Below are 16297 nucleotides of genomic sequence, written 5' to 3'. Positions count from 1 at the left end.
ATGTCTGGCGCCATTACCTGAGATCAGCAGCGCGCACATTTTCAGCCGCCAGACAGGATTCGCACAGCAGTTCCTGCCCCTGCTCGACTCGACTCGACTCAGCACGGAGGTACGATCATGCGTCAATCACTCCGCAAGGTCTCCATGACGGCCGGCATCGTCAGCGCGGCGCTCCTCGGGATGTCGCAGACCGCGGCGATCGCGGTTCCGTCGGCGTCCGTCCTCGCACCCCCTCCCACCCCCGCTCCGGCCCCCGATACCGGCCGGGCTCCGGCAGGGGGCGAGGCGAGCCTGGAGAACACCGGTTCCGCGACGAACACCCGGGCGCTGTGCGTCTTCAACACCGCGGGGGACTACGTCCACGTCTCCTCGTCCGCCTTCGAGGCCTCCGGGCACGGCTGGTGGGTCAACGGCAACTGCAACGCCACCCTGGCGGTCGTCACCGTGCAGCTGCAGCAGTACTACTCCGACGGCAGCTGGAGAAACGCCGGCACGGCGGGCAGTGCGACGGTGCGGTCCGGCGGCGGCGCCGGCAACCGGGCGACCGGACGCGGCGGATGCAACAGCAACAGCCTGACGGGATGGCGTAGCGTCGTCGATGTGGACCTGGTCGGCCTGCCCGACGACCCGGGCAAGCTCTACACACCGAGCCGGAACATCTACTGCAGGCGATAGCGGAAGAGGGCGACGTGAGCATCAGACCCGACAGCACCATGTTCGCGGCTCTGCACGGCGAGCTGGTGTCACATCCGTGGCGAGATCCTCACGTCGCCTCCTCGGACGCGTACAGCCTGTTCGTCGCGAGGTCGTCCGCGCTGGGATGGCTCACCGAGGCCGTCGAGAACGTGTCCGGCGGCCTGTGGGGGATGAACGACGCCGGGCAGGGCCCGGAACCGTCACGCGTCGCGTGGTTTCAGGTGTCGTTGACCGAGCCGGTTCCCGACGGCCGGCCGTTGCCGGTCCAGCCGTTCCTCTCGTGTGCGGGCGACGTGGTGGCGCGTATCGGCGCTCCGCGCCTGCGCGCGGTGCAGCTCCTGCTGCCGGTGCAGAGCCTCGACGCCTCGACGCGGGCGAGAGCCGTGATACCCCTGCTCCAGGACGCCGGCTGGTTCGCCGACGGTGACCCGCGGTGGAGAACACCGGTGCGGGTGACGTTGGACGGCGGGCAGGAGCCGTCCATCCGCTCGGCGGCGCCCGAGATGCTCCGGTGGATGCGGGGTTTCACCCAGGACGTCTTCGCGTGCGACTCGGTCTCCCTGCCCGACGATCTGACCGACGACGGCACGGTCCTGGAATCCCCCGTCATCGACGAGCTGTGGCGCGGGCCCGCCCGGCACCGGGCCACATTCCGCGGCGTGCTCACCGAGTGGTCGTTGGACGCGCTTGGCTGGCTGGCCGCCTTCCTCGCCGAGGCGGCCTCCCACAACGGGGTCGGCACCCCGTTGATGCTCACGGCCGACCGGCCCGAAGGATCGCGTTCACCCGCCGATTGAGCCGGACGCCATCGCGTGTACTTCATGACAGCTTCGTTGCCGACACCCCATATCGCAGGACTTCGCAGAGGGTTCTCTGTCAAGAGTCCTCTGCAAAGTATGGTCTGCGGTTATTCGGTCTCGCACAGAGCGCGGGCCTGGTCCATGGTGGCGTACGCGGCGGTGTCGCCGCGGCGGCCGAGGCCGCAGGATGCGGCCACATCGACGGTGCTGCCGACGGCCTTCTCGATCGTGTCGAGGAGGCGGCGTTGGTCGTCGACGGTTCGGTCCTCGTGCAGGAAACCGGCAACGAAACGGGTGGTGGAGGGCAGCCGCAGGCCGGTGAGTGGCCGGTAGAAGCGGGTGGCGGTGACCGGCGGTTCGTCGCCGGCGGCGAGGGGTGCGTGGATGTACTCCAGCGTGCGCCCGCTCGGCCACCCGTCGGCGATCGCGTTGGCCAGCCGTACCAGTGGACGGGTCGAGGAGAGGCGGCTGAGTGCCTTGTGGCCGAGGTCGCCGAGGCAGAGATGGATGCCGAAGCGGGTGCCGGTCGGCGCGTCGCCGACGGTGCGGTGCAGACCTGCGGCGAGGCGGGCGGCGGCGACGCCGCCGAGCGGACCGGCCTTCGCCACGAAGACCGTCTCCACCGGGACCTCCAGCTGGAACACGACGTCGGACGGCGACTTCGCGTGGATCGCCGCAATGTCACGGACGGTGGCCTCGCGGAAGGGCTGCCGGTTTCCGGCGATCCGGGTCGGTCCGAGCGTGAACATCGTCATGTCCAGATCACCGGGGACGCCGACCTGGAATGCGAGGTCACCCTCAACGAGCTTGTCGAACACCGGTCGGTTGATCTCGTACCAGCGCAGATAGCCCAAATCGAGGCTGTCCCCGCGTAACCTGTGCCCGCGCCGGACGCGGTAGTTGCGCTGATGCTTGTAGTCCGACCAGTCCCCTTCGCGGGCGACTTCCAGGTCCGGATGCCCAAGCAGACTCATGATCAGCCCAACGACCCAGATCCGCCGATCGCCGGTCTCTCCGTCCGGCAGCTGCCGCAGGTGCGGCCCGAGCCGCTCCAGAGCCCCCCGCATCGCCTCCTCGGCAGTCTCTCCAGGTAGCGTCCCCACCAGCAGCGCCTTGCGTCCTGCCATCTCGCTCCGTGCACCTTTCCAACGCCCACCCGGCGAGGTCAGGAGGCGACCACACTTCACACGCAATCGACGATCCGGGTGCGGCGCCGAAACATTTCCACACCCAAGGGCAGCCTGCCTAGAGCTATGGCGACATGGAACGAAAAATCCGTACTTTTTGTGATCCGAGCCCTTGATCCGCTTGGCGCAATGTCAGCTCGTACGCTGCGCAACGGGGTGGGGGAACTCCAGGCCGACGTCGCAGGCGCGCGGTTGTTCGGCGAGTTCGGCCGGCGCGAGGCCGCGGCCGAGCCACTTGTGCTCGTGGACGACCAGGGGGACCGCGACGCCGGAGGCGCACGTCTCGCGGGCCAGGGTGACGGCGCGCTCGAGTTCGGATGGACCTGACCCACCGTGCCGCACGGCACCGTCCGCGCTCTCCTCCGTCTCGGTCCGTTCCTTCCGCCGACATACGCGCCATATGCCAAAATGATCACGCCTCCCGGAGGCGTGAATCGGTCCATCCGGATTGCCGAAAAGGCGCTCAGCGCCATCAGGAGAGGATGTCGGTTGTCCGTGACGGATCTGGAGCTCGCCGGCGAGCTTCGCGAGCTTGCCGATCATCCCCACCTGGCGGCCCGTCAGGACCAGCTACGTGATCTCGCGGACGCGGTCGCCGATCCCGACATGGCCGGACACTGGTGCGAGGTCGACCTGTTCGCCGCCTTCTCCCCCGACGACACCATCCTGGTGGACGGGGAACCGGCGGAGAGCACGTCCTCGCCGAGGAGGCCGGGATGGCGACGGGGGCTCAGCGGCGCCGTCGGTCCCGCCCTCGTCTTCGTACCGATCTTCATCACCTGGCTCGGCCTGATGATGGCCACCGGCGCCTACGGCGACGTCCTCGCGGCCGGTGGCGTGGAGGCGGCCCGGCGGCCCTTCCTGGAGATGTGGCAGCAGGGCTTCGACGGCCGGTTGCCCGGGTTCTTCAAGTTCGACAACATCGCGCTCTGCACCCTCGCGGCCATCTTCTGCCTCATCTGCTGGACCGTGTTCGAGAACATCACGCGGAACAGCAGGGAGGACGCCTCGGAGCGGGAGCTCCGTGCCCTCCGCGTCCGGCTCCGCGGGGCACTGACCGAGGCGAGCCTGGTACTCGGCCAGGTACGGCTCTCCGCGCCGGAGCGGTTCGGGGCCGAGCTCAACAGGGCGGCGGCCGACATCGGCTTCGTCGGGACCACGGCGCGCAAGGTGCACACCGAGCTGGTCGAGGCGCTCACCCTGACCCTGGAGGCCACCCGTAAGACCACGGACGCGCTGGCCGGTAGCGCGATCGACGTGCGCGACGCCGTCGAGCACCTGGGCGGGCACCTGGCCGCCGTCAACAGCACCTGTGACGACCTCGCCGCGGCGGTGGCCCGGTTCTCGGCCGTGATCGACACCGCGGGATCCACGGCCGGCCGTGCCGTCACCGATGTCGGGAACCAGTTGTCGACGACCATCTCCCGGACCACCCTCGACATGCGCCAGGCGTTCAACGACGAACTCGTACGATCCATCACGTCGGTCCAGGGCAGCGTCTCCGGTCTGAATCTCCGGATCAACGAGCTGGTCGGCGTGACGGCGGGCATCGGCCATGCCGTCGACCGCGCGGCCATCTCGATCGATTCGGTCGGCTCCTCGACGGAGAAGGCGGTCGACCTGCTCGGCGCACGGGTCACCGACACCATCGCGGGCACGGCCAGGGAGCTGCACCGGACCTTCGAGGGCGCCGGTACGGAGATTCGGGAGGCCCTGGAGAGCTGGTCCGCCGTCGCCGGGACCCATGCCTCCCGGGTCGACACCACCATCGAGACGGTCACCCTGCTGGAGCGGACGAGGGAGGCGCTCGACCGGCTTCCCAGCGCGCTCGCGAGCGCGCTGGCCGACCTGCCGTCGAGGGAGCTCGCCGAGCGCGAGGTGACCGGCTCGGAGCGGGCGAGCACCCGGCTGCGGCTTCCGGCCGACGGCCTCTGGACTCTCCCGGCGGGCGGTCCCGGCAAGGAGGGCGGCCCCGGCGAGAACGGCGGGAACGGCAAGGACAGCGGGAACGGCGAGGACCCCAACGGCGGCGGCGGCCGAGCCGACGGCGGCGACAACGAACACGCCATCGGCAACGGCAACGGCAACGGCAACGGCGGAACAGACGACAGCGGCGACGACGAGCCGGACTCACGCCAGAGAGCCCGAACCTCGCAATGACCGCCCGCCGAAGAACCTCCACCACGACCCTGCTGGCCGGTTGGCTCTTCGCCGACCTGCTGCTCGGACTCACGATCATCCTGCTGGGAGCACAGGCACCACCCCCCTCGCCCACCGACCCCGTGGCGGACACCGCTCGACTCCAACCGGGTCCCCTCCGGTCCCCGGCCGACTCCGTTCGGTCTCCGGCTGAAGAACCCTCGGCCGAAGGGCCCCCGGTCGAAGATCCGGCTCAAAAGCCTTCGGCCGAAGGGCCTTCAGCTGAGAAGCCCTCGGAGAGGGAAACCTCGGAGAGAGAGCCCCGGACCGAGGATCCCCCGGAGGAGAAGAGCCCGGCCGAGAAGGAGCCGGGAGAGAAAAGTCCCGCCCGGCCCGCCCCCTCACCGTCCCCCTGCACCGGCCTCGTCGGAGGTGTCCGGGCGAAACCGGTCACGCTCTCGTTCCGGGTCACCCCCGGCGCCGGTGACGTCGTACTGGCCGCACAGGTCCGCCAGGAACTGCGCAGGCACCGGGAGAACCTGGCCGGGCGGCGCGTCGGCATGGTGCTCACCTTCGGCTCCGACTCCGACGGCGGCGCCAGCGGCGGCGTTCAGCTGGCCACCCGGGTCAACACGGCCATCCGCGAGACGTACCCGCGCATCTTCGGAACGGCCGTGACCCGGAACTTCCACGACCTCTCCGCCCCGAACGGGTCGATCTCCATGGAGATCTACTTCGTCACCCACGGCTGCGCCTCGGCATCCCCGAACTCGAAGGCACCTGACGTCGGGCAACCATGAGAAGGACGAGGTGATCTTTTCGAAGGTCACGACCGGCCCGTGACCCCGGCCTCTGAGATCAGTAGCGGGGTTTGCGGCTCAGGGCCACTCCGGCTATCAGGAAGATGCCGCCGACGACTCCGGAACCGATGGCTCCGGGGGTGTTGGGCGGGGTGGTGCTGGCCTGCATGACGGCGGTGACGAGGCCCATCACCGCGCTGATGTAGCAGAAGATCGTGATGAAGATCTTGACGTTGGTGCTCACTGGATTCCTTCGGTGGGGTGACGGCCGTTCTGAGAGGCGTCGGGGGCGGTACCGGCTGCGGTGAACCCGAGGAGCATCACCCAGGCGTCGGGGTCTGCGCGGAACCGGTTCCAGCGGTCGGCGGCGAGGGCGAACTCGCGGAGCGACAACACTCCGGCGGTCACGAGCGGCTGTAGCCGTCCTGGGCCGAGGTGGGGGGCGAAGTCATCCGTGGGTCGGGTGTCGTTGGTGGTGGCGAACGGGCGGAGGGCGACCTCCGTGAAGCCGGCGTCCCGGAGCAGGCGGGTGAGGCGGCGGCCGATCGTGCGGTCACCGCCGGCGGCCTGCTGGGTCGCCGCCATCTTGGCGTGGATTCCCACCAGTTCCGGGTAGACCGGGTCGGCCAGTCCCCAGCAGGAGGCGTCCACCTCGGTGACCAGGATGCGGCCACCGGGGCGGAGGATCCTGCGGGCCTCGGCGAGGGCCGGTGCGGGATCGGGAAGGTGCTGAAGGACGTACCTGAGGAGTACGTACTGCGCGCTCGCCGTCTCCAGGGGCAGGTCGGCGGCATCGGCGACGATCAGCTCGGCGCCGGCGCCCTCGGCATGGGCGAGCAGGTCCGGGTCGATGTCCACGGCGACCAGTGACAACTCGGGCAGCGCCCGCCGCAGTCGCCTGGTGATCGCGCCGGATCCCGCGCCGATCTCGACCAGCGGGCCGCCCGACGCGGTCAGGCCCAGTTCGCGCAGCAGGTTCAGCTCCTCGTCGAACGAGAGCTCCGCCTGCGCCTCCAGCCGCGCCAGCTCACCCGCCAGCCCACCCGCGGTGGTGGTGGCGGGGTTGTACGAACCGGCGTTCGGGGTTGAGGAAACGGGATCCGGCCGACCCGGGTACGAGGTCGGGGGGTGCGGGGGGGTGGGGAGAGTGGTCATCGGGGGCTCACGATCATGTGCATGCCGTGCTTCGGCCGTAGCGTCACCAGTGCCTCCGGTTCCACCGGGAAACCGGGTTCCAGCGTCAGCCGTACCGACTGAGAGAGCATCGCCAGGACCAGCGTCGCCTCGATCAGCGCCAGGTGCTGGCCGATGCAGATGCGCTCGCCGCCGCCGAACGGCAGGTACAGATGACTCGGGAGGTCGACGCCGTCGAAACGGTCGGGTACGTACGCATCCGGGCGGTCCCAGTAGCGGGGGTCACGGTGCAGGACCCACTGGCTGACGCAGACGAGCGTGCCCGGCCGTACCGGATGGCCGTCGAGCTCGTCGGGGCCGGTCGCGCGGCGCGAGATCAGCCAGACCGGCGGGTACAGGCGCATCGCCTCCTGTACGGCCCGGCGGCAGAGCGGCAGGTCGGGCAGGTCGGCGGCCGTGGGCGGGCGTCCGCCCAGCACCCGGTCGACCTCGGCCCGGATGCGTTCCGCCTCCTCGGGATGGCGGTCCAGGAGATAGCAGGTCCAGGTCAGGGCCTTGGCGGTGGTTTCGTGACCGGCCATGATCAAGGTCAGTACCTGGTCGCGGAGGTCGGCGTCGGACAGGGCGCCGAGCATGGTGTCGAGCAGGGTGCCGGTCGCGGCGGGAGAGGCCCGGCGGGAGGCGATGACGGTGCGCGTCATCATGTCGAGCAGGGCGCGGGCGCGTGCGTACTCCCGCCGGCGGCGGCTCGTGTCCGCCGGATCGGGATCGGGGTCGGGTACGTAGTGGCCGATGAAGCGATTGACGGCGTCCACCGCGCGGCCGAACCCGTCGCCCGCCGCGCCGAGGTCCACGTCGAGCACCGCGCGGGTCAGGATCGACAGGGTCAGCGAGGTGAGGTGGTGGTCGATCGGCTGGGGTGCGCCGGTCTCCGCGGCGGCACGCCAGCGGGTCAGCAGCGCCGAGGTCTCGTCGGTGATGATCTGGTCGAAGGAGGCGACCGCGCTGCGGCGGAAGGCCGGGGCACAGAGCCGGCGCTGCCGGGCCCATTCCGCGCCGTCGCTGGTGAGCAGGCCGTTTCCGAGTAGCGGGCGGAGCATGTGGTCGTCGGGCGTGTTCTCCTTCGTGTAGTTGCCGACGTTGTCCTTGAGGATGTGCCGGGCGAGATCCGGGCGGTGCGCCATGAACACGGGCTCGCCGTTCGCATGGTGGCCGGTGACGTCCCCGTAGCGCCGGGCCAGGCCGGTCACGAACCCCAGTGGGTCGCTACGCATGCGTTCCATGTCCACCGGGCCGGGCGGGCCCGGGGGCAGCTGCGTGCCGATAGTCGTCACCGACGCCTCCGCTTAACGGTGCTTAAGTATCTCCGATACGTATTCACAAGTACCGGATATACGTATTGAATGTCATTGATGAGCACATCCGCACTGTGGCATGCTGCCAATGTAACACTGCGTTGATGAAGGTATCAATACTTACATCAATGGCGAACAACTTAAGTCTTGGTATATGCCGCAGGCCATGCGACAGTCCTTTCAGTTGCCGACGCAGAAAGCAGCGGTAAACAAACAGAGGGAGAATGACATGGCGCTCGAACCGCAGGAGCGGGCAGAATTCATCAACGCCTACACCCGCACCCTCATCACCGCCTGGTCGGACGAGGAGTACGCGGCCCGGCTGAACGCGGACCCGCGCTCCGCGCTGGCCGAGTCCGGTCTGACCATCCCGGAGGACGCCGAGATCGTCATCGTGCGCCACATCCCCGAGGGGCACGAGGAGGGCAACCTGGACGTCCAGGTCGGCCTCTGGGAGGTCGGCCTGGCGACCGGCCAGTACGAGCTGCACATCCCCGAGACCCCGGTGGTCGACGCGGCCGAGCTCAGCGAGGGCGACCTGTCCGACATCGCGGCCGGCGCCAACGCCGCGGAGGCCTGCTACTACTGCTGCTGCCCGTGCTGCTGCTGCACCTGATCCACCGATTCTCCGGCATTCACCGAATTCACCGAATTCACTGAACACGCTGGATCTCCAAATTCGCCATGCCGTTCCCGTTCCCGTCTCCATCGGAGGAGTAAGTCGATGGTTTCCGCCGCCGCGGAAAACGACCCGGTCGCCGTCACCGGCCTGAGCAAGCGTTATGGAGAGCACCCGGTGCTCACCGATCTGAGCCTGCGGGTACACCGTGGCGAGGTGTTCGCCTTGCTCGGGCCGAACGGCGCGGGAAAGACCACGACCGTCGAAATACTGACGGGCGTGCGACGGCGGAGCGGTGGAGACGTGGAGGTCCTCGGCCAGGATCCGGCCAGGGACCCCCGGGAATGGCGGGCGCGTATCGGGGTGGTCGGCCAGTCCACCGGCGCCTACCCCGATCTCACCGTGGGTGAGGTGGTCAGGCAGTTCGCCGCCATGTACCCCAGGCCGCTGCCGCCCACGCAGGTGCTCGACATGGTCGGTCTGGGAGCGTACGAGAAGAAGAGGACGACGGAGCTCTCCGGCGGCCAGCAGCGCCGCCTGGACGTGGCCGTCGGCGTGATCGGCGATCCCGAGTTGATCTTTCTGGACGAGCCCACCACCGGGCTCGATCCGGTCGCCCGCCGTGAGGCGTGGGACCTGGTGCGGTTCTTCTCCGCCCGCGGCCGCACCACGGTGCTCACGACCCACTACCTGGACGAGGCCGAGACGCTGGCCGCGCGGGTCGGCGTGATCGCGGGCGGCCGGCTGGTGGCCTGCGCACCGCCGGGCGAGCTGGGTGGGCGTGCGACGACCTCGGCCGCCGTGTCCTTCCGGCGCTCCGAGTCGCTGGCCGGCCGGGAACTTCCCGAGCTGCCCCGTGGAGCGGTGCTCGAACCGGGACCGACGGGCGCGGGTGACCTGGTCACCGTGCTGACCTCGGAGCCGACCCGGCTGGTGAGCCTGCTGGCGTCCTGGGCCGAGACCGAGCTGCCCGAGCTGATCGTGCACCGCCCCACCCTGGAAGAGATCTACCTCAACCTCATCGACCGGCACCGACAACAGCCGGAGGAGAACAAGTGAGCGTCACCGATTCCGTTCGTGCCCCCGGCCGGGAACTCGGGGAGGGGTTGCTGCCCGGACTGTGGCGGGCCAGTGCCGCCCGGTCGTCGGTCGAGCTGAAGTCGTTCTTCCGCAACAGGCAGTCCCTGGTCTTCACCCTTTTCTTTCCGGTGATCCTGCTTGTGGTGTTCGGTGCGATCTTCGACGGCAAGGTGGAGGGCACCCAGACCGATTTCCGGCAGGTCTTCATGGCGGGCATCGTGGCCGCCGGTGTGATGAGCACCGCCTTCTCCGGGCTGGCCATCAACATCGCCATCGAGCGGGACACCGGCCTCATCAGCAGGCTGGCCATGACGCCGATGCCCAAGCCCGCCTACTTCATCGGCAAGCTGGTCAAGGTCGTGGTGACCACCGTGGTGGAGACGGTGCTGCTGCTCGGCATCGCGGTGACCGCGTTCGGGTTGCCCTGGCCGAGCACCGCGCACCGCTGGTTCACCCTCGCCTGGGTGCTGACGCTGGGCACCGTCACCTGCGCGCTGGCCGGGATCGCCTACAGCGCGGCCATCCCGAACAGCCGGTCCGCCGCGGCGATCGTGACGCCGGTGTTCATGGTGCTGCAGTTCATCTCCGGGGTTTTCTACCCCTTTCACCAGCTTCCCGAGTGGATGCAGAACACGGCCGCGCTCTTCCCGGTGAAGTGGATGGCGCAGGGGTTCCGTTCGGTGTTCCTGCCGGACGGCTTCACCGTCGTGGAACCGGCGGGCGGGTGGGAGCTCGGCCGCATCGCGCTGGTCCTCGGACTGTGGGCGGTCGGCGGCCTGCTGCTGACCGCGTTGACGTTCGGCTGGCGCAACGCGCGTGTGCGCTGATCAGGTAAGAGATCGCAAGGGAGACTGACGCGTGACGGTAGGCACCCAGATCCGCTTTCCTGCCCACCTGGCTCACCCCTTCTCCCCCGCGGGACGGGCCGATCCCTATCCGGCCTACGACTGGCTGCGGGCCCGCGCTCCGGTCCACTACGACGCGGCGTCGCGGCTCTGGCTGGTGACCGGGCACGCCGACTGCGCCGCCGTACTGCGTGACCAGGGTTTCTCGGCGAGTGCCGGGCAGCAGGGGCGGGCGCGCGACGAGGAGCTGCCGCCGTCGATGCTCACCACGGACCCCCCCGATCACACCCGGTTGCGCGCCCCGGGGCTGCTGCTGCTCGGACCCGCGGCGATCGCGTCGGTGGCCGAGGCGATCGCCGCCGACGTGGACGGGCTTCTCGACCGGCTGGCGGAGCGGTCCGTGGTCGACGCGGTCGCGGAGATCGGCGGCCCGCTGGCCACCTCGGTCTTCCTGCGGCTGTTCGGGCTGGCGGAGAGCGACCGGAAGGTCTTCGCGCAGCTCGCCCAGGCGGCCTCGATCAATCTGGACCCGCTGGCCGGGCCGCAGGTGGCGGCGCTGGGCAGGTCGGCCATGGGAGAGCTGACCCGGTTCCTGGACGCGCACTGCGCGTCCGCGCCGCCCAGCCCGCTGGCCCGGCTGGCCGCCGACGACCGGCTGAGCAGGCCGGAGATGCTGGGAGTGCTCGGGCTGGCCGTGGTGGGCGGGTGGCAGCCGCTGGCCGAGGCGATCGGCAACGCGCTGTACTGGCTGCTGCCCCGGCCCGAGGCGCTGGCCGCGCTGCGCGAGGGCGGCCGCGAGCCGGCGCGCGTCGCGATGGACGAGTTGCTGCGGCTGGAGGCGCCGATTCCGTTCACCGCCAGGGTCGCGACCCGGAACGTGGCACTGCCCGGGGGGCAGGTGCCCCAGGGGGCCAGGGTGCTGGCGATCGTGGCCGCCGCCAACCGGGACCCGGCCGTTTTCGAAAGGGCCGGGGAGCTGGTGCTCGACCGGACGCCCAACCCGCACCTGGCCTTTGGCGGAGGGCCGCACTTCTGCCTGGCGGCGCAGCTCGTCCGACAGACCGGGGCGGTGCTGCTGGCCCGGCTGGCCGAGCGGTTCCCCGCCGCGTCGCTGGCCGATCCGGAGCCGGCCTGGGCCGGCACGTTGATCCCCCGGCGGCTGCGCGCCCTCCCGGTGCGGCTGGGAGGCGGGGATGCGTACTGAGGTCCTCGTGATCGGCGCCGGCGTCAGCGGGCTGACCTGTGCCGACCGCCTGGCCAGGGCCGGGGTGCGCACCGTGGTCGTCGAGGCCAGGTCACGGGTCGGCGGGCGGATAAAGACCTTCCGGCCCGCGGACGGCGGGCCCCCGCTGGAGCTGGGCGCGCAGGTCGTGCACGGTGACCGCAACCCTGTCCACGGGCTCGTGGAGACCGGGCCGGCGCCGCGGCCGACCGCGGCCCGGGTGATCAGCGGGCGGGTGGGCCGTCCCATGGGGGCGCTGGCCCGCACCCCGCATCCGCCCTGGCTGCTTGAGGCCAGGCTGCACGCGGAGGGCGCCGGGGCCGGCGGGTCGGTGAACGGCTGGCTCGGCGACGTCGGCGGACCCTACCCGGTGGCGAGCGAGTGGTTCCGGCAGATCTGGGCCGCGGACCCGGACCGGCTCAGCGCCGCCGGTGTGGCCGCGGCCCAGCGGGGGGACGACGGCGGGCCGGGAGAGTACGTCGTGTCCGGCGGGTTCGACCTGCTGCCGCGACGGCTGGCGGCGGGGCTGGAGGTGCACACCGGACGCCCGGTCCAGGTGCTCGGCTGGTCACCGGGGCGCATCGCCGCGCTGACGCAGGCCGGGACCGTGGAGGCGGAGCGGGTGGTGGTGACCGTGCCGCCCGCCGTGGTGACCCACGGCACGCTCACCATCAAGGATCTGCCCGAGCACAAGATCGAGGCTGCCCGGGAGCTGGCGGCGGGTGACGGCTGCTGCGTGGTCGCGACCCTGTCGGTGCCCGCGCCGGAGACCGCGTCGGTGTTCGACGCGGACGGCGTCAGCGGCTTCGTGAGCTGCCGCGAGGGGCGCCCCGAGGCGTTGATCGTGGCCAAGGACGCGGCGGCCGCCTGTGTGCGGGCCGCCACCGGTCCCGATCTGTCGGCCATGCTCACGGTGGCGCTGCCCTGGGCGGCGGGGGCCCGGGTGCTGGAGCGGCGGATCGCCGACTGGGGGGCCGACCCGTGGAGCCGAGGCGCGTTCACCGCGCCGCTGCTCGGCGCCGAGCGGGCTCCCGCGCGCTGGGCCGAGCCGGTCGCCGACACACTCTTCTTCGCGGGTGAGGCCACGGTCTCGGGAACGCGACTGCCGTGGGTTCAGGGGGCGATCGCCAGCGGGGTGCTCGCCGCCGACCGGCTCCTGGAGGCGATGGGCTGATGACGGCGCAGTTGGGGAAACCACATTCCGGCTGGTACCTACCGGCCTTCACCTCCGAGCTGACAGCCGAGGTGACCCCCCTGGAGATCGGGACCCGGCGGCTGGTGGCCGTGCGGGACGAGGCGGGGATCCGGGTCTTCGACGCCGACTGCCCGCATCGGGGCGCGCATCTCGGCTACGGGGGACGGCTCTCGGGCGACTGCCTGGTCTGCCCGTTCCACGGCCGCCGGATCGCGCTGGGCGACACCACCAGGCGGTGGTCGGTACGCGAGCACCACGTGATCGTCTCCGGCGAGGCCGTGTTCGTCCGGCTCGCGGACACCCCCGACGACGACCGGGGGCTCACCCGGGCGCTCAAGGAGCTGGGCGGGACCCATCCGCTCACCGCGGCCGTGATCAAGCCGGTGGACGTCGATCCTGCGATGATCGTGGAGAACGCCTTCGACATCGACCACTTCACCGAGGTGCACAAGGTGCCGCGGCTCCGCGGGATGGCGCACCGGGACGGGGACGAGGGCGAACTGATCATCGAGGGCGAGTTCGTCATGGGGGCCAAGCCGGGGAGCACCTCCGGTCCTTCGGTCACCCGGGCGCGCTTCCTGGCGTGCGCCTACAGTCCCGGCGTGGTCGTCACCCGGTTCGGGCCGCCGGGGTGGGAGCAGGTCATCGTCACCGCCGCCGTGCCCCGGGAGAGCGGCGGGTGCGTGGCGCGGGTGGCGATCGGCGTCCGCCCCGAGCAGCGGGGCGAGCTGCCGCTGCTCATCGGCGGCAGCGAGCGGGCGCTGGCCGAGGACGCGGTGGTCTGGGAACGGTTGAATCCGCGGGTGGTGCCCCGCTTCGACGGCGGGGACGCGGCCGTGGTGGCCTACCGGAGGTTCTGCGCGGGCTTTCGGGAGCCGGCGTGAACGGGCTGCGCGTGGTCGAGTCGGGGACGGGTCCTGCGGTGCTGTGGTTGCACGGCTACACCATGGACCTCACCCTGTGGGAACCGCTGTGGGGGCTGCTGCCCGGCTGGCGGCACATCGGTGTGGATCTCCCCGGTCACGGCGGCTCCGAGCCGCTGCGGCCCGGTGTGACGCTGCCCGCCCTGGCGGCACGGCTGGCCGAGATCGCCTCGGCCGAGCGGGCGGACCGGGTCGTGGGACTCTCCTTCGGCTCCTGCGTCGCGCTGCAGATGGCCCTGGAGGCACCCGAGGTGGTACGTCACCTGGTGCTCGCGGCGCCGACGCTCGGCGGTGCGCCACCCGACCCCGCGGCCAGGCGGCGTTACCTGGAGCTCATGATGTTGCGCAGGGCGGGCGGCGCGCGGGAGCAGATGGCCGAGCTGTGGATGAGCTCCCCGCCGGACATCTTCCGCGGCACCGAGGCCCATCCGGAACTGCGTGCCCGGCTACGCGAGGTGATCGGCAGGCACTCCTGGGCCGAGCTGGACAGCGGGGCGATGGCGGGTCTCACCGCGCATCGGCACTCGGCCGAGGATCTGGTCCGGATCAGGGCCAGGACCACGGTGATCATCGGAGATTCGGATATGCCTGTCTTCGTGGACAATGCCAAAATGCTGGAAAAAATGGTGGCACAATGCGACATCCGTACGATTTACCACTCCGGACACCTTCCCCTGCTTGAATGTCCAGAGATGTCGGCTAAAGCCGTATTTGCGGGGCTGGCGTTATCTGAGAGAGTAGACACTGCTTGACCTGGTTGTAGAAATGCCTATAAAAGGACAACCGTAAGGGGGGGATAGTTGCCCCTGTTATTGAGTTTCTTCGGTATGACCGTCATGGTGCTGACCAAACTCGACCCCACCGACCTGGCGTTCCTGTTCGGCCCCCATCTGGTGGAGGCCGCCGAACCACAACTGGTCGTGAAGCTTCTCACCAACAAGTCCTCAGAGGGAGAACTGCTGGTCCAGCGTCCCGACGGGATGTTGCTACAGCGTCGCGTGTTCCGAGGATGGAGCACCATGCCACCACCGCTCCCTCCGTTCGCCGTACTCGACCATCTCTACCTGGTGATGCGTGCCGTCGTCATGGCCAAGGACGACATGACGGTCGCGCTGATCGGCAGTGCCTGCTCGCCCGGCGCCGGCGTGGCGGCCGCACTGGCCGGCCGGTCCTGGCGGCCGGTGTCGGGGCAACTCCTCGTGGTCGACCGGACCACCGGGCACACCCTTCCCTTCCACATCCCGCTGGACCTGCGCGGCAGCGCCCTGGAGTCGGCGAGAAGCGGCGGGTTGATCGGCCAGGAGCCGGACCCGGCGATCTGGCGGCAGGCTCATCCCGCACTGGCCGGGGAGTCCGTCCTGGTCCGCCCCGAGCGGCTGGGCCCGCCCGTCCCGATCACCGCCAGGCTGGCCCCGCCCACGCTGGTCAGGCTCTGCCAGGGGGACGACGACCGCTGCAGGCTCGAACCCTGGTCGTTCCAGCCGCACATCTGGCCGCCGGCCGCCACGGAACTGGCCGACGCGCCCCGCTACCGGCTGCTCATGCCGGAGTTCGGCGGCGCGGAGGAGGCCGCGGCACTCATCGACGACAGGATCCAGAAGGAGCCCCCATGCCCCGGCGGACCGCGTACGGACCGGGAACACCGTGCTGGGTTGATCACATCACTGTCGACCTGACCGGCGCGAAACAGTTCTACGGTGACCTCTTCGGCTGGGAGTTCACCAGGGAGAACAGCCGCGGATACCACCTGATCACCCTGCGTGGAGAGATCATCGGTGGCCTCGGTCCCAGCCCGATGGGCCCGGCCTTCGGCTCGTCCTGGAACGTCTACCTGGCCGCCAAGGACCTCGGCCACACCCGGACGGAGGTCGGGCGCCTGGGCGGCCGGATCGTGATGGGCCCGGTGCCCGCGGGCGAGAACGGCCGACTCTGCCTGGCGGTCGACCCCTCGGGGGCGGCGGTCGGCTTCTGGGAGGGCGGCCGGGACGAGGGCGTGGTCCTGGTGGACGAGCCCGGCGCCCTGTGCGCCTGCGAGCTGCACACCTCCGGCCGGGAGACGGCGACGGAGTTCTACCGGAGCCTGTACGGCGACGCACCCCTGGTGATCCGCCCCTCCGCCAGGACCGGCTGGGTGCCGTTCTTCGGTGTCGGCGCCGGTGATGGCGACGGTGCCGGTGCCGGTGCCGGTGCCGTCGCGGCGGCTCTGGCGGCCGGGGCCCGCCCGCTGGAAGGCGGACTGCTCGCCGACCCGCTGGGCGCGGTCTTCGGCCTCACCACCCTGAATTAATCCATAAATGCGTAT

At 70.5% G+C, this 16297-nt stretch carries 18 protein-coding genes; 14 read left to right on the top strand and 4 right to left on the bottom strand.

Annotated features, from left to right (window positions below):
• Positions 1 to 117 precede the first annotated feature (117 nt).
• Together ACFQVD_RS41675 and ACFQVD_RS41670 are read left to right on the top strand one after the other, a co-directional pair.
• A complete protein-coding gene (locus ACFQVD_RS41675; protein WP_343962735.1) occupies positions 118 to 675 on the top strand; it encodes a hypothetical protein in 558 nt (185 codons plus the stop codon).
• Positions 676 to 689: 14 nt separating this feature from the next.
• Positions 690 to 1493, top strand: a complete 804-nt coding sequence (locus ACFQVD_RS41670) for a hypothetical protein (protein ID WP_343962737.1) — start codon at positions 690 to 692, stop codon at positions 1491 to 1493.
• Positions 1494 to 1603: 110 nt separating this feature from the next.
• Here ACFQVD_RS41670 and ACFQVD_RS41665 read toward each other — a convergent pair whose 3' ends face one another.
• Positions 1604 to 2623, bottom strand: a complete 1020-nt coding sequence (locus tag ACFQVD_RS41665) for a hypothetical protein (protein WP_343962739.1) — start codon at positions 2621 to 2623, stop codon at positions 1604 to 1606.
• A gap of 189 nt (positions 2624 to 2812) precedes the next feature.
• Here ACFQVD_RS41665 and ACFQVD_RS41660 point away from each other — a divergent pair, with 189 nt between their 5' ends.
• From ACFQVD_RS41660 to ACFQVD_RS41650, 3 genes are all read left to right on the top strand, one after another.
• Positions 2813 to 3010 (top strand): hypothetical protein, encoded by a 198-nt coding sequence (locus ACFQVD_RS41660; protein WP_343962742.1) that lies wholly within the window; start codon positions 2813 to 2815, stop codon positions 3008 to 3010.
• Positions 3011 to 3172: 162 nt separating this feature from the next.
• Positions 3173 to 4843: a hypothetical protein gene (locus ACFQVD_RS41655; RefSeq protein WP_343962744.1), complete on the top strand. Its 1671-nt coding sequence runs from the start codon at positions 3173 to 3175 to the stop codon at positions 4841 to 4843.
• On the top strand, positions 4840 to 5622 hold the full coding sequence (locus ACFQVD_RS41650; RefSeq protein ID WP_343962746.1) for a hypothetical protein: 783 nt from the start codon (positions 4840 to 4842) through the stop codon (positions 5620 to 5622). The genes ACFQVD_RS41655 and ACFQVD_RS41650 overlap by 4 nt, the downstream gene beginning before the upstream one ends.
• 58 nt (positions 5623 to 5680) lie before the next feature.
• Here ACFQVD_RS41650 and ACFQVD_RS41645 read toward each other — a convergent pair whose 3' ends face one another.
• From ACFQVD_RS41645 to ACFQVD_RS41635, 3 genes are read right to left on the bottom strand one after another with little or no spacing between them, the layout of a single operon-like run.
• On the bottom strand, positions 5681 to 5866 hold the full coding sequence (locus ACFQVD_RS41645) for a hypothetical protein (protein ID WP_343962748.1): 186 nt from the start codon (positions 5864 to 5866) through the stop codon (positions 5681 to 5683).
• Positions 5863 to 6777: a class I SAM-dependent methyltransferase gene (locus tag ACFQVD_RS41640; RefSeq protein WP_343962750.1), complete on the bottom strand. Its 915-nt coding sequence runs from the start codon at positions 6775 to 6777 to the stop codon at positions 5863 to 5865. Before ACFQVD_RS41640 ends, ACFQVD_RS41645 begins: the two co-directional genes overlap by 4 nt.
• On the bottom strand, positions 6774 to 8090 hold the full coding sequence (locus ACFQVD_RS41635; protein ID WP_343962752.1) for a cytochrome P450: 1317 nt from the start codon (positions 8088 to 8090) through the stop codon (positions 6774 to 6776). The genes ACFQVD_RS41640 and ACFQVD_RS41635 overlap by 4 nt, the downstream gene beginning before the upstream one ends.
• A gap of 250 nt (positions 8091 to 8340) precedes the next feature.
• On the opposite strand from ACFQVD_RS41635, the gene ACFQVD_RS41630 reads away from it, so the two are divergent.
• The 9 genes from ACFQVD_RS41630 (at position 8341) to ACFQVD_RS41590 (ending at position 16282) form a co-directional block, all read left to right on the top strand.
• A complete protein-coding gene (locus ACFQVD_RS41630; protein ID WP_343962754.1) occupies positions 8341 to 8727 on the top strand; it encodes a hypothetical protein in 387 nt (128 codons plus the stop codon).
• A gap of 108 nt (positions 8728 to 8835) precedes the next feature.
• Positions 8836 to 9789: an ABC transporter ATP-binding protein gene (locus ACFQVD_RS41625; protein ID WP_343962756.1), complete on the top strand. Its 954-nt coding sequence runs from the start codon at positions 8836 to 8838 to the stop codon at positions 9787 to 9789.
• Positions 9786 to 10637 (top strand): ABC transporter permease, encoded by an 852-nt coding sequence (locus ACFQVD_RS41620; protein ID WP_343962758.1) that lies wholly within the window; start codon positions 9786 to 9788, stop codon positions 10635 to 10637. The genes ACFQVD_RS41625 and ACFQVD_RS41620 overlap by 4 nt, the downstream gene beginning before the upstream one ends.
• 31 nt (positions 10638 to 10668) lie before the next feature.
• The gene (locus tag ACFQVD_RS41615; RefSeq protein ID WP_386273813.1) at positions 10669 to 11859 is read left to right on the top strand and encodes a cytochrome P450; all 1191 of its coding nucleotides are present in this window, start codon (positions 10669 to 10671) and stop codon (positions 11857 to 11859) included.
• The gene (locus tag ACFQVD_RS41610; RefSeq protein WP_343962762.1) at positions 11849 to 13051 is read left to right on the top strand and encodes a flavin monoamine oxidase family protein; all 1203 of its coding nucleotides are present in this window, start codon (positions 11849 to 11851) and stop codon (positions 13049 to 13051) included. Before ACFQVD_RS41615 ends, ACFQVD_RS41610 begins: the two co-directional genes overlap by 11 nt.
• On the top strand, positions 13051 to 13956 hold the full coding sequence (locus ACFQVD_RS41605; RefSeq protein WP_343962764.1) for a Rieske 2Fe-2S domain-containing protein: 906 nt from the start codon (positions 13051 to 13053) through the stop codon (positions 13954 to 13956). The genes ACFQVD_RS41610 and ACFQVD_RS41605 overlap by 1 nt, the downstream gene beginning before the upstream one ends.
• Positions 13953 to 14747: an alpha/beta fold hydrolase gene (locus ACFQVD_RS41600; protein ID WP_343962767.1), complete on the top strand. Its 795-nt coding sequence runs from the start codon at positions 13953 to 13955 to the stop codon at positions 14745 to 14747. Before ACFQVD_RS41605 ends, ACFQVD_RS41600 begins: the two co-directional genes overlap by 4 nt.
• Before the next feature lie 75 nt (positions 14748 to 14822).
• The gene (locus ACFQVD_RS41595; RefSeq protein WP_343962769.1) at positions 14823 to 15671 is read left to right on the top strand and encodes a hypothetical protein; all 849 of its coding nucleotides are present in this window, start codon (positions 14823 to 14825) and stop codon (positions 15669 to 15671) included.
• The gene (locus tag ACFQVD_RS41590; RefSeq protein WP_343962771.1) at positions 15605 to 16282 is read left to right on the top strand and encodes a VOC family protein; all 678 of its coding nucleotides are present in this window, start codon (positions 15605 to 15607) and stop codon (positions 16280 to 16282) included. The genes ACFQVD_RS41595 and ACFQVD_RS41590 overlap by 67 nt, the downstream gene beginning before the upstream one ends.
• The last annotated feature ends 15 nt before the right edge of the window (positions 16283 to 16297 follow it).

The organism is Streptosporangium amethystogenes subsp. fukuiense (genome assembly GCF_042665875.1).
Classification (GTDB): domain Bacteria; phylum Actinomycetota; class Actinomycetes; order Streptosporangiales; family Streptosporangiaceae; genus Streptosporangium; species Streptosporangium fukuiense.
Note: the sequence above shows the minus strand (reverse complement) of the source record. Positions and strands in the feature narration are given on the sequence as shown.

Bases quoted from the DNA above. Each gene is read 5' to 3' on its own strand.
- ACFQVD_RS41630 (WP_343962754.1), top strand. From the start codon at position 8,341: ATGGCGCTCGAACCGCAGGAGCGGGCAGAATTCATCAACGCCTACACC.
- ACFQVD_RS41640 (WP_343962750.1), bottom strand. From the start codon at position 6,777: ATGACCACTCTCCCCACCCCCCCGCACCCCCCGACCTCGTACCCGGGT.
- ACFQVD_RS41595 (WP_343962769.1), top strand. From the start codon at position 14,823: ATGACCGTCATGGTGCTGACCAAACTCGACCCCACCGACCTGGCGTTC.
- ACFQVD_RS41590 (WP_343962771.1), top strand. From the start codon at position 15,605: ATGCCCCGGCGGACCGCGTACGGACCGGGAACACCGTGCTGGGTTGAT.
- ACFQVD_RS41675 (WP_343962735.1), top strand. From the start codon at position 118: ATGCGTCAATCACTCCGCAAGGTCTCCATGACGGCCGGCATCGTCAGC.
- ACFQVD_RS41610 (WP_343962762.1), top strand. From the start codon at position 11,849: ATGCGTACTGAGGTCCTCGTGATCGGCGCCGGCGTCAGCGGGCTGACC.
- ACFQVD_RS41625 (WP_343962756.1), top strand. From the start codon at position 8,836: ATGGTTTCCGCCGCCGCGGAAAACGACCCGGTCGCCGTCACCGGCCTG.
- ACFQVD_RS41605 (WP_343962764.1), top strand. From the start codon at position 13,051: ATGACGGCGCAGTTGGGGAAACCACATTCCGGCTGGTACCTACCGGCC.
- ACFQVD_RS41665 (WP_343962739.1), bottom strand. From the start codon at position 2,623: ATGGCAGGACGCAAGGCGCTGCTGGTGGGGACGCTACCTGGAGAGACT.
- ACFQVD_RS41650 (WP_343962746.1), top strand. From the start codon at position 4,840: ATGACCGCCCGCCGAAGAACCTCCACCACGACCCTGCTGGCCGGTTGG.
- ACFQVD_RS41660 (WP_343962742.1), top strand. From the start codon at position 2,813: ATGTCAGCTCGTACGCTGCGCAACGGGGTGGGGGAACTCCAGGCCGAC.